Here is a 13,737-nt window from a genome sequence, read left to right as displayed (position 1 = left end):
CGTGATTCGCGCCCGGCGTCTTGCCTGAGCGTGCACTACAGCTTGTAAGCCGTCCTGAACCCGCCCCAGTGCCGGCCCTGCACGCGGATCGGGACATCGATCTCGCGCATCATCACCGTGTTGCCGTTCCCCATGTCGCGCGCATAGCTCTGGATCAGGTACGAGCGCAGATTGTGCCCGGCAGCCAACCCCGCGGGATCGTTGAAGATGCGGCGGTTGCGGCAATTGGCCGTGTTCCAGGCGGCGTCGCCCGGCCGCTGCGGGTGTGAATAGATCTTGTTGTGGACCGGCAGGAAGCCGTTGCGGTCGACCATGGCGCAGAACGCCATGCGCGGTTCCTTGGCGAGAAAGGCTTCCTGGAACGGCGGCAGCGCACGGTCGGCCCAGTCCAGATATTTTGTACGGTATTGCTGCGGGTTGGTGCCGGCGATCGCGGCGTAGTCGGTGTCGAAGAGGTCATCCATCTCGACCTCGCCGCGCGCGACCGCCTGCTCGAAGATCCGGGTCAGCGCGTTGCCGGCCTCCATCGCGCGGGTGACGAACTCGGTATTCTCCTCGTGGATCGACCAGAGCTTGTCTTCGATCTTCTCGCGTTGCGCGGCATCGGGGTTGACGAATTGCGTGCGGGCGCCGGCCTTGGACTGCTCGACCACGCGGAGGCGGCAGGCCCCGACGTCTTCGAGGCTGCCGTCGATGATCGCCTGCGGCGCGAGCCGGCCCGCTTCCGCGCCGCCGATCAAGACGCCGTCCATCGCGATCTCGTAGACCGGCAGCGCGCCGCGCGCGCTTTCGAACTTCAGATGGCAGGGCAGCCGTTCGGTCTTGCGGCGATCGTCGTGCTCGCTCTGGCGGAGCAGCACAGCGCAGCGCGATTTCAGCTTCCGGGCGAAGGTCGTCACGGCCTTGCCGGCGCTGGCGACGTTCTCGCCATGGCTCTCGGCGGCCTTCGTCGCGGCGTCGATCTCAGCCGCGCTCTCGCCGACCGAGCTGATGAACTGCGATGCGCTGGCCGCGTTGCCGGAGACCTCGCTGGTGGTTGCGTTCTGCTCGGCCACCGCGCCATTGACGGTGTCGAACACCGGGCGGATCGCCTCGATCGCCTGCGAAATCCGGTGCACGGCGTCTGCCGATCCGGCGGCGTCGCGCTGGAGTGCGTCGATCTTCTTGGAGATCTCCTCCGTGGCCCCCTGGGTCTGCACCGCGAGCGCCTTGACCTCGGTGGCGACGACCGCAAAGCCCTTGCCGGCGGCACCAGCGCGCGCGGCCTCGATGGTGGAGTTGAGCGCGAGCAGGGTGGTCTGCCGCGCGATCTGGGCGATCAGATTGACGACATTGCCGATCGCGGCGGAGGATTCACGCAGGCGGTCGACATTGGCGCGCGCCTCTTGCGCGGCGGCGCTGGCCTCGTCGGCGAGCTTGCCGGCCTCGCGGACCTGCGCGCCGATCCCATGGGCGGACTGGGTGAACTTGTCGGCGGCATAGGCAAAGGTCGATGCGTTCGACTGGGCGGCATTGGTCCGCCCGGTCAGGGCGTCGGTGCGCTGGCGGATGTCGGCGAGCGTCGCCGCGGTCGCCTCGGCGCCGCCCGCCACCGAATTGGCGGCGCGCTCGAGCTGGCGGATCATGGCGCCGAGCTCGAGTTCCAGCAGTTCCAGGATTTCCCGGGCCGAATCGGCCTCCACGGCCGGAGCAGGCGCGGCCGCCGGCTGCGCAGCTGCCGCTGGTGCGGCCGTGTCCGGCCGGCGCTTCCGAAATAATGCGAACGCCATTGGGTCTACTCTTGTCGGGAGACGGGCGGACGCTATTTTCGCAAGCCGGAATGAAATCAGGGTTAACGGTGCCTGACTTCTGGGCACGGGTCACTACGTTATTACCTTAAAGTATGAGAGGCTCTTTCATTCCGGTGGGTTGGCGGCCTATAAGGCCGCGCTTCCCCACGATTACCTTTGGCGCACGATTCTAGAGAAGATCACGCATGGCCGGACATTCCCAATTCAAGAACATCATGCACCGCAAGGGACGGCAGGATGCCCAGAAGTCGAAGCTGTTCGGCAAGCTGGCGCGGGAAATCACTGTCGCGGCCAAGCTCGGGACGCCCGACCCCAACATGAACCCGCGCCTGCGCGCGGCCATCATCGCGGCGCGCCAGGAGAACATGCCGAAGGACAATATCGAGCGCGCCATCAAGAAGGCGCTCGGCAGCGATGGCGAGAACTATGACGAGATCCGCTACGAGGGCTATGGCCCGGGCGGCGTCGCCGTCATCGTCGAGGCGCTGACCGACAATCGCAACCGCGCCGCCTCGGATATCCGCTCCTTCTTCACCAAATCCGGCGGCAATCTCGGCGAAACCGGCTCGGTGTCCTTCATGTTCGACCGCACCGGCATCATCGAATACGACCGCAGTGTCGCCGATGACGACGCGGTGCTCGATGCCGCGATCGAGGCCGGCGCCGACGATGTGGTCTCGGGCGAGGGTGGTCACGAAATCTACGCCTCGACCGAAAGCTATCGCGACGTCGCCAAGGCGCTGGAAGCCAGGTTCGGCGAGCCGCGCAAGGCCGCGCTGATCTGGAAGCCGCAGAACACGGTCGCGGTCGACGATGAGACCGGCGAGAAGCTGTTGAAGCTGATGGACCTGCTCAACGAGCACGACGACGTCCAGAACGTCTACGCCAATTTCGAGATTTCGGACGCGCTGGTCGCGAAGATGGGCGGCTGAGGCCTCAGAGCGGCGCTCACCTGGCAGACCGCCTTTCTCCGGGGACTTCTGTTCTGTTTCTGTTTCGCTATCGTGGGCCAACCGCTATCACTGGCCTATGACCGCGCTCCCGATTCGCCAACCCGTTCGCATCATCGGCATCGACCCCGGCCTGCGCCGCACCGGCTGGGGCGTGATCGAGGCCGACGGCAATCGCCTGATCTACGTCGCCTGCGGTTCGGTGGAACCGCCGGACGATTTGCCGCTGTCGAGCCGGCTGCTCGCGATCCATGAGGGGCTCACGGCGGTTCTCTCCCATCACAATCCGATGGAAGCCGCGGTCGAGCAGACCTTCGTGAACAAGGATGGCGTCGCGACGCTGAAACTCGGCCAGGCCCGCGGCGTCGCCATGCTGGCGCCCGCAATGTTCGGCATCTCTGTCGCTGAATACGCCCCGAACCAGGTGAAGAAGACGGTGGTCGGTGCCGGTCACGCCGACAAGCAGCAGATCGCGATGATGCTGAAGATATTGCTGCCCAAGGCCGAGCCGCCGTCAGCGGATGCCGCCGATGCTCTCGCGATCGCCATCACCCATGCCCATCACCGCCAGAGCACGGCGCTCAGGCTGAAGGTGGCGGGACTATGATCGGCAAGCTCAAGGGCCTGATCGATTCCTACGGCGAGGATTATGTGCTCCTCGACGTCGGTGGCGTCGGCTATCAGGTGCATTGCTCGGCGCGCACGCTGCAGCATCTGCCTTCGCCGGGCGAGGCCGCGGTACTGTCGATCGAGACTTACGTTCGCGAGGACCAGATAAAACTGTTCGGCTTCCGCACCGACCAGGAGCGCGAATGGTTTCGCCTGCTCCAGACCGTCCAGGGCGTCGGTGCCAAGGTCGCGCTCGCCGTGCTCGGCACGCTGGCCCCGGCCGATCTCGCCAATGCGATTGCTCTGCGCGACAAGGCTGCCGTGGCACGCACCCCCGGCGTCGGGCCCAAGGTGGCCGAGCGCATCGTCACCGAGTTGAAGGACAAGGCGCCGGCCTTTGCCAATGTCGATCCTGCCGTCGTGCATCTCGCCGGCGCCGTCGACGAGCAGCGCGCGCCAAGACCGGTGGCGGATGCGATCTCCGCGCTGGTCAATCTCGGATACGGCCAGCCGCAGGCGGCGGCGGCGATTGCGTCGGCATCGCGCAGTGCGGGTGAGAATGCCGAAACGGCGCAGCTCATTCGGCTTGGGCTGAAGGAGCTCGCGAAGTGAGCGATCCCAAGGTCAACCGCATGGTCACGCCTGAGCGCCGCAGCGATGATGTCGGCGACACGGCGCTGCGTCCGCAGTCGCTGTCCGACTTCGTGGGCCAGCAGCAGGCGCGCAAGAATCTCTCGATCTTCATCGAGGCTGCGCGCAAGCGCGGCGAGGCGCTGGATCACGTGCTGTTCGTCGGTCCGCCCGGCCTCGGCAAGACCACGCTGGCGCAGATCGTGGCCAAGGAGCTCGGCGTCGGCTTTCGCGCCACATCAGGACCGGTGATCGCCAAGGCCGGCGATCTCGCCGCGCTCTTGACCAATCTCGAAGAGCGCGACGTACTCTTCATCGATGAGATCCATCGCCTCAGTCCCGCGGTTGAAGAGGTGCTCTATCCCGCGATGGAGGATTTTCAGCTCGACCTCATCATCGGCGAGGGCCCGGCGGCGCGTTCGGTCAAGATCGAGCTGTCGAAATTCACCCTCGTCGGCGCCACCACGCGCGCCGGCCTGCTCACCAATCCTCTGCGCGATCGCTTCGGCATTCCGATCCGGCTCAATTTCTATACGATCGAGGAGCTGGAGAGCATCGTCACCCGCGGCGCGCGCGTACTCAATGTCGGCATGAGCGCGGATGGCGCCAACGAGATCGCGCGGCGCGCTCGCGGTACGCCGCGTATCGCCGGCCGGCTGTTGCGTCGCGTGCGCGATTTTGCCTCGGCCGCCGATGCTGCGTCGATCGACCGCAAGATCGCCGACCACGCGCTGAGCGCACTCGAGGTCGATGCCGCCGGCTTAGATGCCATGGACCGCCGCTACCTCACGACCATCGCGACGAATTATGGTGGCGGCCCGGTCGGGGTGGAGACGATGGCGGCTGCGCTGTCCGAGCCCCGCGATGCGATCGAGGACATCATCGAGCCGTATCTCATTCAGTGCGGCTATCTCCAGCGCACCCCCGTGGCCGCCTGCTCACCTCGCACGCCTTCCGCCATCTCGGCATCGCCGAGCCGTCGCGCGATGCGGCGGCTCAGTTCGGCCTGTTCGGCACGGACGAAAGCGACGACTGATCTGCGCCGGCGCGCATTGCCCTGGTGTCATGAATTTCTCGTAATCTCTACGCTGATGACCTGAACGAGCGCACCGCAATTCCGCTCGAATCCGGCTGCATCGAGGAAGTGCATCACGATCGGGCCACCATGATCAACCGGCGTCATCTCATCCGTTCCATCGGCGGTCTCTCCGCCCTCGGCGTCTCGACCGCGGCTTACGGCGTTGGCGTCGAACCGGTGCTGCGGCTACGCGTCACCCGCTATCATCCGACGCCGCGGCAATGGCCGGCGGATTTTCCGCTGAAGATCGCCGTCATCGCCGACGTTCATGCCTGCGATCCCTGGATGTCGCTGGAGCGGATCGAGGCCATTGTCGATCGCACCAACGCACTGAACGCCGACCTCATCGTGCTGCTCGGCGACTATGTCGCCGGTCATCACCATGTCACGCGCGTCATCCCGGCCGATGAATGGGCGAGGGTCCTGACCGGCCTCAAGGCGCCGCTCGGCGTTCATGCCGTCATGGGCAACCACGACTATTGGGACGACAAGGTCGTGCAGCGGGCCGGGCGTGGGCCGACGGTTGCCCATCGTGCGCTGGAGGCGGCTGGCATTCCCGTCTACGAGAACGACGTCGTGCGTCTCAGCAAGGATGGTCGTCCGTTCTGGCTCGCCGGCCTCGGCGATCAGCTCGCCTATGCGCCTTCGCAGCGCTACGGCCGTGCTCAGCGCTTCGGTGCCGACGATCTCACCGCGACGCTCGCCAGGGTCACCGACGACGCGCCGATCGTCCTGCTCGCGCATGAGCCCTATATCGCGACCCGCGTGCCCGCGCGTGTCGCGCTCCAGCTGTCCGGCCATACCCATGGCGGTCAGGTCCGCCTGTTCGGCTGGTCGCCGGCGCTTCCCCCGCAGCACGGTGTTCCGCTCGTCTACGGCCATCTGCGGCTGAAGTGCGACGTCATCATCTCCGGCGGCCTCGGTTGCAGCATCATGCCGGTCCGCGTCGGCGTGCCGCCGGAGATCGTCGAGGTGACGCTGGGGCGGGCGCCGGTGCCAACTGTGTCCTAGCCGGCTTGCGCGATAGGCCGTTTTTGCGCAAAACGGGCTGGTAGCGACAAGCGAAGAGGCTCGCGACGTGACAGCCCATCTCGACGGCGAGATCCGCAACGGCCGCCACCACATGCAGGTCCGGGTCTATTACGAGGACACGGATTTCCCTGACTTGCCATTGTCGTAGTATGCAAACGTGCTGATCTCTCGCTCCTTGCTGCGGTTTTCGGGAAAAAGGTTCTTGCCGTAAAGCGCGGAGCTGTTCAGGTAGGGCGTATATTCGTAGGGCATCCGCTTGCGAACCGGATGCACTACTATGCATTCAATCAAGTTGCGGAAGGCGATGCGAGTTTCGATCGCCTTCGGATTGGTTTTGAGCGCGCTGATCAGCGTTCTAACCTCCGAGCGGTATCGGTCACTGAATTTCGGGCGATCGAAGCCAATCACATTTTCGCCGCCACCGCCCAGTAGCCGCAAGCGCGCTTCAACGCTTTCCCGCTCAAGGGCGCACTCATCGATCCGCTTGAGCAGTTCGTCCGGCTTGCGGCGGCTATTTGCGATGGCATAAGAGAGGCGTTCGATCTCGCTAGTCAATACGCGGCGTCGACGCTCTAGCTTACTGTGTTCGCTGCCATTGTTCCGATCGTTTTTGCGCTCCTCCTTCCAAGCACGCATCGCCTCTTCAATGGCTTTCGGCGAAAGCAATTTCACTTGGATTTTCTCGGAGGCATCCTCGAGCAGAACGTCCATATCAAAGCTACGGGTGTGCTCACAGGTGCCCCGCTGATGCGCGCTCGCGCATGCCGCGCGCGGTGCACCGTTACGCGAGGATTGAGCGATCTGCATATGGCCATTGCAGACGCCACACCGGAGCACACCGGCAAGCGGGTGCTCATTGTTGCGCGGACTCACGGCGCGTCGCCGCGGCTTGCCAGTCGGTCCGAACATAGACACGGCGCGCATGCTACGAACCTTCTGCGATAGATCCCAGAGCACTTGCGGAACGATCCGCAGCTCTGGCTTTTTGACTATAATGTGGCGTTCTGCTGGATTGCGGCGCTTCTGCTTCTTCTGCGTCTCTGGGTTGAGAATTGTCGAGCGAACGTTCCAATGTATCTCGCCGATATATAGTTCGTTGCCGATAATGCCGCGACCATGCCGACCGCCTGTGATGCACTGATGGTTCCAGGTGGTGCGGCCAGCCTTGTTCTTCTGACGAGTTGCCCCTGGTGAGGGCACGCCTTCGCGGGTGAGGTCAGCGGCGATATTTCGGGTCGAGCGGCCCGCTGCATATTCATTGAAGATGCGGAGCACAATCTTTGCTTCGTTCTCATCGATTACGCGTTCGCCGGGCGCGCCCGGCCTCGGCCGATAACCATAGGCGTATGAGCCAGGAATTCTTCCGTTGGCAACAGCGTTGTCATGGCCGCGTCGAACCTTTTCGGCGAGCTGCGGCTTATAAATCGTGTTGTACAGACTTGCGATGCTGATGTCAGTGGCGGTCGCGTAGACTCCTTTCTGATCCATCAGCTCAACGCCGTTGAACTCGAAAACCTGCTTGAGACGCTGGATGGTTGCGGGATCGCGCGACAAGCGGTCGAAATGCTCAACGACGACTACGTCAAACTCCTGCTTTCGCACACCGTTGAGCAAGCGCTGATAGCCGTCCCGCGCACCTTCGGTAAGTCCAGATTTTGCGGCATCCACAAACTCGCCGATGACATCGAGGTTGTTGCGCAATGCGACCTTGCGGCAGAGTAATAGCTGACCGTCAATCGAGCTCGCCTTTTGCATGTCGCTCGAATAGCGCGCGTATATTACGGCCGTTTTCTTCGATGACGCTGTCGTCATGCCGGTCCTCTATCGGCTGCCCCGAGCCATGATTTTCATCCCGTGCGATCTGACGTCCGATGGCGCGCGCCAACTCAAACCAGATTTCCTCATTGTCCGGATTATCCCAGCTCTGAGGATGGGAGGGGGCAAGCGGTCGAATGGTCGCTCGTTGTCTTCGGAAAGATCGGATGCGGGTAGGCATTTGCAAACTCGCGAGCGGAAGCTAGCGTAAATTTCCGCGCTGCGCTACAGCCAAGCCACAGCGACTGCTCGCAACGCTTCCCTCATGCTGACTTCGGCGGCGTCGAATGAAAATGAAACTCTTGAAGTGCCGCAGCGCGCGTGAGGGCATTCCTGGCGATGAGGCGCGTAGTCCAGAGCAGATACGCGAAGCAAAGCGGAGTATAAATACTTGCGCGCGACGGCGGTAAGTCTGTTCCTGGGCGTCCGGTGCCCAGCGGAGCCGTTCTCGTTCACGCGGCTTGTCGTACATATGTGTAATGGCTGCCGAAAGCCGCGTAGACATCGCCCTTCCGCTGCACAGCCTTTCGGACGAACACTGGAACTCCACGATGAAGCAGCAGGCGAGCAGCCTGATGCTGGGGCTTCCCGCAAGACGGCAGCGCCGGCCTCAACGCCGACATCGCTGCGGATCGGCGATATCGTAGAGCTTCTCGGGCTTTGGATAACCAGGGGGTTCGGCAGTCATCGATATGAGCCTTCAAACATGGGGCGCCGGCTACGATCGGCCGGTGCGCTATCGAAAACAACTTGCGCAATAGATTGCAATATGGCGATCTTAGTAGTTGAAGTCGAGCCGCTAGATTGAGAATTTTCATCGCCGATTATGCGGAGAGAGACCCATGAGGAGCCGACTGCCCTTTTTAGGATGCTGGATATTTCTGAGTTTGGTTTTCAATATTTTCGCTTCGGAAGCCTGGGCATGGGGCGAGGAGGGACATTCCGTCGTCGCTGAGATCGCGCAAAGGCGCCTCTCGCAGAATGCGGCTCAAGCCATAACGCAGATCCTCCGCGCCAATCCTAACGCTACTGTGTACACTGCGCCATCTCTCGCCTCGATCTCAACCTGGGCCGATGAGGTCCGCTATAACGGAGCGACGCCGAACGAGACCTACAATTGGCATTTCGTCGATATGCCGCGGCAGGACACCAAGTATGATCCGGCGACGGAGTGTCCCAAGGAAAAGCCCGAGCAGGGCGACTGCGTGATCAACGAACTCTCACGTTTGCGAGACGAGCTGCGCTGCACAACAGGCGATCGACAGCTTCGCGCGCTTAAATTCGCCATTCACTTTGTGGGCGACATCCACCAACCGTTTCATACGATTTGGGAAAACCTCGGCGGTAACACGATCTCCGTGAAGATCGGGTTCAAGGGTAAGACGTGCACGGCGGGAAATTGTTCGACTCCGCCTGACAACCTTCACAAGGTATGGGATACAACACTTATTCGCGCCATGGAATACAGCTGGCCGACCTTCGTCGACGATTTGGAAACTGGCTGGCTGACGTCGGCCAGTGCCAAGAACGATAACAAGGATGACCCGGTTGCATGGGCCGAGGACGCGCACAATGAGGCGATTTCGCGCAATATCTGGGTCGACAACAATACGACGCTCGATCAGGCGTATTATGACCGGGTCACACCGCTTGTTACGCAACAGCTCGGTTTCGCTGGTCTGCGACTGGCGAGGTACCTGAACGACGTCTTCAGTTCGCCGCAGTGTCCTTACGCCCCGCAGCGGTGATGGTAGCCGGGCCTAGACGCGATATTGACGTAACGGAGAGGGCACATGACCACGGCAGATCCAGGTTGTGAAACTCGGCGGCAGCTGAGCACGTTGGGTCAGCAGTTGCCTCGCCTCGCCGAGGCGCTGCGCGGGTTGAACGATGTGAACATCATCGCGATCGGCTCTTCATCGACGGTCGGTGAGCGGGCAAATTCGGATAATTCCTATCCGAGCAACCTTGCCCTCGCGTTGAGTGCCCGTTTTCCTGGCCCAAGGATCAGGATGCATAACGTCGGCGTGAATGGTCAGGAGGCACCGGACGAGGCTGCGCGGTTCAAGAAGGACGTTCTAGCCTTCAGGCCTGCGCTCGTGATTTGGCAGGTCGGCACGAACGCAGCTTGAAGGACTATTTTCTAGACGACGTGGGAGCGGCCATCCTTCGGGGGCTCGATCACCTTTCTGGCGCAAAGGCGGACCTCGTCCTGATGAATCTTCAGTGTGCCCCCGGCGTCCTCGATCAGCACGAAGCGCCGACGGCCGCTACCACGGAGATGCTCCGGACCATCGAAGTGATCTCGGCAGAGCACGATGTCGCTCTTTTCGTCGCTTTGAGATCATGCGCTATTGGCTCGTCGACCGCGGCATCCCCTTCGACCAGATGATCAGCAATTTCGGTGGCAACTGGCTGCCCCAGAACGATTGGAACTATAACTGCGTTGCGCAAGCACTCTGCGACGCCTTGGTGGAGGCCGCTGTTCCTGACTGAGCCAGTGGGGCCGTTCCGCTGCCGGTTGTTGAACGGCTCCGCGGCCCGTGCGCAGCACCTCCGATTGCCGAGCAGGAAATACACTGTCTTGTGGATAGCCGGTCGTGTGAATGGTTGGTCGGCCATCCGATCTCGCCGATCGCATCTGTCGGCGTGTAGCCTCTATCCGGGCGGCAAGGCGTCCGCATAGCTCACCAGCTTTGGGACTCAGTCTTGGGAAGCTGATCTGCGTCTGAGGCTATCGCGAGGTGCAAACCATACCGTGCGATCGGACGGACCGCACTCTGCTCCCGAGCGGTCGTGCATCCACCCGTGATCCTCGCATTCCAGCTAGCGCCGACCTGCTGCAGCACCGAGGCGCCCAGCCGCGCACCGTCCGAAGAGGATGGCGGGCCGTCTCTCCGATACGATCGGCACCGAATTCCTCCTGCGGCTCGAATCCGTCAGATGGTTCAGGCGGTTAGCACAACTCGATCCCGATCGTCTGGCCGGAAGCTTTTCGAATGCGGTCACGTGGTGGGGGTCCTCATAGCCAAGCCGGGCGCCGTCCTCTGAGCTCCCGTGAGGTGTCTTCCGTGAGCATGGGAATCCGCCGCGGGCGCGGCGGTAGAGGAGCCGAATCGGAGATCGAGCAAATCGGTTCTCAGCCGAAGAAGGACAGGCGCGCCGCATCGACACAGTCCCAAATGAGGCTGAATTCAGCGATCGAGCCCGTCATATTCCGCCCAACTATCGGTCGTCTCGTACACCCTCACGCTCGAGAGTTGCGCGAGGCGCGGTTTCGTGTGCTCCCAGATCCAGATCGCAATATTTTCCGCCGTCGGATTTTCCAGTCCCGGGACTTCGTTTAGGCAATGGTGATCGAGCTTCTTTAGAAGAACACCGAATGCTTCTTCCATGTTGAAGAAATCTATCACGAATCCGGTGTGCGGATCGACTGCCCCGTTCAATACGACCTCTAGCCGATAGGAATGACCGTGCATCCGATGACAGCGATGTGTCTGCGGGACGTTTGGAAGTCGGTGCGCTGCCTCGAACTTGAATGCTTGGGATATCTTCATCTGAAGCCGAGTGTTCGCGGAATTGCACGCTCAGTCGCCATTTCGGATGAGCCAAACAGTACGCGATGGCCTGCCGCATGTGGTCGACGGCTAGGCGGTCTGTTGGTCGAAGCAGAAATTGTCCAGGCTCCTCTCATCGAACCCGTCTGGCGGGCTGCCGCCTGCCGCCACACGAATTTTGAGTTCGTGTCCGCGAGTGACGGCCAGCGCGGCGCGATTTGCTGACGCAAATCCAGTCACCACGCTGGTCGGGATCGGCAGCCTGCCGTTCGTCTCGATCGCGCTGAGGAACCCAATATCGTGCACAGATTGCACGACATCATCGAACCGCAACAGTGGTTCTGAGCACGTTCATTGCGTGTGCCATGCAGATGATGGAGCGTCTACTACAAGATCCGGTAGATGCCAAAGCCTACTTGAGGCTCTAGGTCCGGCCGCGTTCCCCCCGCCGATCATCATCGAGAGAAGTGAACGCAACCGGCACGAAGCCCAACCAAAGGGCGGAACGGCCCAATATGACTGGGAGAACCTGGGGAGGCTACCCACGAACACCTCAGTCAGTATTCGCTACGACTGACGGGAGGCGTATGCCTAGAGAAAATCGACCAGGCAAAAATCAGCTTTTGAAAACGTCAACGTATCCAGGCGATCACGGCGTGCCAGAGCAGATCCGGAGAGGATTGCGCGCTGAGTACGCCATCGTCGAATTTGGAAAACTTCGCGACACGTTCGTCCGTGAATGGGCCGGATACAGAATTCGCCCTCGACAGCAAGCGCAATGTGATGCCAAAGAAAAACAGCACGTCGATCTATCTGACCCGAATCTCTTGAGCCTTATCCTGCGGCTCGCCATTCCATCTGTTGTTGGGTTATCAATCCATGCGCTACAGCAGGTCGTCAACGCGATCTTTGTTGGCGCACTTGGCGCGCAGGCGATCGCAGCTGTCAGCATGACCTTGCCGATCGTGGTCCTGCTCGCCGCAGCCGGACAGGGCATTGGTGTTGGAACAGCGTCGTTCATATCTCGTCATCTGGGCGCTCGTGACTACCTAGAGGCGAGTCGCGGCGCGAGTACTGCACTGGCGCTCACCGCTCCGATCGGTATCATAGTTACCCTCGCTCTGCTTCCAAATCTGCCAGCGATATTCGCAACGCTCGGAGCAACCCCGACCATCATGCCCGTGGCGCTCGACTACGCGGGAACGGTTTTGTTGGGGTACACGCCCATGCTGCTAAATACGGTGAGCGGGTTCATTGTCAGAGCCGAAGGCTATACGCGATTGAGCATGTGGGCGATGATGACCGCGTTTATACTGAACGCCGTGCTTGATCCCATCTTCATATTCTCACTTGACCTTGGCGTGCGAGGCGCAGCCCTCGCAACGCTGGTATCTCAAATAGCTGCTGTTGGACTCTATATCGCGTATTTTACCAAGCTTGGGGGACAGTTCTCGTCAGGATATCTCACATATCATTGCGAGCAGATCGCATAAGACAGCTCGCGTTGGTAGGCGCGCCGGCGACAATGACGAGTATCTTATCTGCTCTTGCCGTTATGCTCTTGTACGGAGCTGCTGCGCCGTTCGGCGACGATTCCATCGCCGCGGTTGGAATAGCTGTGCGTATCTTGATGGTCGGCGCACTGCCTATCACCGGGTTCTGTATTGGCGCTCAAGCTATCCTGGGTTTCGGTTGGGGCGCACGCGACTATGCTCATATATTGAAGGCTGCGAAGTTCATGCTCTTCGTGACGATCGCATTCTCGGGGGTGTATTCTGCGGCCGTTGTGATTTTTGCGAGGCCTTTGGTGAGTCTATTTAGCGAAAACGAGAACGTCACCGAAATTGCCGTCTCGACCTGCATCGTGTTCCATCTCTTCTTTGGACTGTTTGGGGTGCAGAGTTTCGTGACGGCAATGCTTCAGTCGTTTGGGGAGAGCGCGCCTCAGCGCAATTGTGTCCTTGGCGAGGCAGGGGTATCTCTTCATACCGGCCGTATTGTTATTCCCGCTGGTAGCGGGTTTTAACGGACTGTTAGCCAGTCAAGCGCTCGCAGAGCTTGGCGCCGGAATAATCGCTCTCATCGTCATGTTCAACCAGTTCGGCGAGCTCAGACGAGCGCTCCGGTTGAGCTGAGAACGGATATCATCGAAGCACAGAGCATTGGGTGCTGGCCTCCTGGGAGGCTCGCAGCTAGGCCGCACAATCCGCGAAACGTCCTGGCCGCGCTTGCATCGATGTCGGCGCGTCGCAGCTTGGCCGTCAGGGTATGCCGGC

The 13,737-nt window shown here is 61.4% G+C and carries 14 protein-coding genes and 2 pseudogenes; 11 read left to right on the top strand and 5 right to left on the bottom strand.

Annotated elements, in window-relative coordinates:
* Nucleotides 1-35: 35 nt before the first annotated feature.
* The gene (locus ACTGJ9_RS00180; protein ID WP_456675435.1) at nucleotides 36-1,769 is read right to left on the bottom strand and encodes a methyl-accepting chemotaxis protein; all 1,734 of its coding nucleotides are present in this window, start codon (nucleotides 1,767-1,769) and stop codon (nucleotides 36-38) included.
* Nucleotides 1,770-1,975: 206 nt separating this feature from the next.
* On the opposite strand from ACTGJ9_RS00180, the gene ACTGJ9_RS00175 reads away from it, so the two are divergent.
* The 6 genes and pseudogenes from ACTGJ9_RS00175 to ACTGJ9_RS00150 form a co-directional block, all read left to right on the top strand.
* Nucleotides 1,976-2,722 carry a YebC/PmpR family DNA-binding transcriptional regulator gene (locus ACTGJ9_RS00175; protein WP_456675434.1) on the top strand — a complete coding sequence of 249 codons (747 nt, stop codon included), beginning with the start codon at nucleotides 1,976-1,978 and terminating at the stop codon, nucleotides 2,720-2,722.
* 97 nt (nucleotides 2,723-2,819) lie between these two features.
* On the top strand, nucleotides 2,820-3,347 hold the full coding sequence (gene ruvC / locus ACTGJ9_RS00170) for a crossover junction endodeoxyribonuclease RuvC (RefSeq protein ID WP_456675433.1): 528 nt from the start codon (nucleotides 2,820-2,822) through the stop codon (nucleotides 3,345-3,347).
* Complete coding sequence (ruvA, locus tag ACTGJ9_RS00165) at nucleotides 3,344-3,961, top strand: Holliday junction branch migration protein RuvA (protein WP_456675432.1); 618 nt, start codon at nucleotides 3,344-3,346, stop codon at nucleotides 3,959-3,961. The genes ruvC and ruvA overlap by 4 nt, the downstream gene beginning before the upstream one ends.
* A gap of 20 nt (nucleotides 3,962-3,981) precedes the next feature.
* Nucleotides 3,982-5,015, top strand: a pseudogene (gene ruvB, locus ACTGJ9_RS00160) (Holliday junction branch migration DNA helicase RuvB).
* A gap of 129 nt (nucleotides 5,016-5,144) precedes the next feature.
* Nucleotides 5,145-6,068: a metallophosphoesterase gene (locus ACTGJ9_RS00155; protein ID WP_456675431.1), complete on the top strand. Its 924-nt coding sequence runs from the start codon at nucleotides 5,145-5,147 to the stop codon at nucleotides 6,066-6,068.
* A 67-nt stretch (nucleotides 6,069-6,135) separates the two neighbouring features.
* Nucleotides 6,136-6,216, top strand: a pseudogene (locus ACTGJ9_RS00150) (acyl-CoA thioester hydrolase); the annotation flags it as partial.
* Here ACTGJ9_RS00150 and ACTGJ9_RS00145 read toward each other — a convergent pair.
* Complete coding sequence (locus ACTGJ9_RS00145) at nucleotides 6,198-7,901, bottom strand: recombinase family protein (protein WP_456675430.1); 1,704 nt, start codon at nucleotides 7,899-7,901, stop codon at nucleotides 6,198-6,200. The pseudogene ACTGJ9_RS00150 and the gene ACTGJ9_RS00145 overlap by 19 nt on opposite strands.
* Before the next feature lie 845 nt (nucleotides 7,902-8,746).
* On the opposite strand from ACTGJ9_RS00145, the gene ACTGJ9_RS00140 reads away from it, so the two are divergent.
* Nucleotides 8,747-9,652 (top strand): S1/P1 nuclease, encoded by a 906-nt coding sequence (locus ACTGJ9_RS00140; protein WP_456675388.1) that lies wholly within the window; start codon nucleotides 8,747-8,749, stop codon nucleotides 9,650-9,652.
* Between the two features lie 45 nt (nucleotides 9,653-9,697).
* Nucleotides 9,698-10,036, top strand: a complete 339-nt coding sequence (locus ACTGJ9_RS00135) for an SGNH/GDSL hydrolase family protein (protein WP_456675429.1) — start codon at nucleotides 9,698-9,700, stop codon at nucleotides 10,034-10,036.
* Between the two features lie 11 nt (nucleotides 10,037-10,047).
* Here ACTGJ9_RS00135 and ACTGJ9_RS00130 read toward each other — a convergent pair whose 3' ends face one another.
* On the bottom strand, nucleotides 10,048-10,221 hold the full coding sequence (locus ACTGJ9_RS00130) for a hypothetical protein (RefSeq protein ID WP_456675428.1): 174 nt from the start codon (nucleotides 10,219-10,221) through the stop codon (nucleotides 10,048-10,050).
* Nucleotides 10,222-10,250: 29 nt separating this feature from the next.
* Between ACTGJ9_RS00130 and ACTGJ9_RS00125 the strand changes: the two genes are divergently transcribed.
* The gene (locus ACTGJ9_RS00125) at nucleotides 10,251-10,400 is read left to right on the top strand and encodes a hypothetical protein (protein WP_456675427.1); all 150 of its coding nucleotides are present in this window, start codon (nucleotides 10,251-10,253) and stop codon (nucleotides 10,398-10,400) included.
* A 698-nt stretch (nucleotides 10,401-11,098) separates the two neighbouring features.
* Here the strand turns inward: ACTGJ9_RS00125 and queD are convergent.
* Together queD and ACTGJ9_RS00115 are read right to left on the bottom strand one after the other, a co-directional pair.
* On the bottom strand, nucleotides 11,099-11,461 hold the full coding sequence (queD, locus tag ACTGJ9_RS00120; protein ID WP_456675386.1) for a 6-carboxytetrahydropterin synthase QueD: 363 nt from the start codon (nucleotides 11,459-11,461) through the stop codon (nucleotides 11,099-11,101).
* 90 nt (nucleotides 11,462-11,551) lie between these two features.
* Complete coding sequence (locus ACTGJ9_RS00115) at nucleotides 11,552-11,794, bottom strand: hypothetical protein (RefSeq protein WP_456675385.1); 243 nt, start codon at nucleotides 11,792-11,794, stop codon at nucleotides 11,552-11,554.
* Between the two features lie 323 nt (nucleotides 11,795-12,117).
* Here ACTGJ9_RS00115 and ACTGJ9_RS00110 point away from each other — a divergent pair, with 323 nt between their 5' ends.
* Both ACTGJ9_RS00110 and ACTGJ9_RS00105 read left to right on the top strand, forming a co-directional pair.
* Nucleotides 12,118-12,954 carry an MATE family efflux transporter gene (locus tag ACTGJ9_RS00110; protein ID WP_456675426.1) on the top strand — a complete coding sequence of 279 codons (837 nt, stop codon included), beginning with the start codon at nucleotides 12,118-12,120 and terminating at the stop codon, nucleotides 12,952-12,954.
* Between the two features lie 32 nt (nucleotides 12,955-12,986).
* Nucleotides 12,987-13,487, top strand: a complete 501-nt coding sequence (locus ACTGJ9_RS00105; RefSeq protein WP_456675425.1) for an MATE family efflux transporter — start codon at nucleotides 12,987-12,989, stop codon at nucleotides 13,485-13,487.
* The last annotated feature ends 250 nt before the right edge of the window (nucleotides 13,488-13,737 follow it).

Source organism: Bradyrhizobium sp. RDM12 (assembly GCF_051917485.1).
Lineage (GTDB): Bacteria > Pseudomonadota > Alphaproteobacteria > Rhizobiales > Xanthobacteraceae > Bradyrhizobium.
This window is presented reverse-complemented; position numbering and strand designations above follow the sequence as displayed.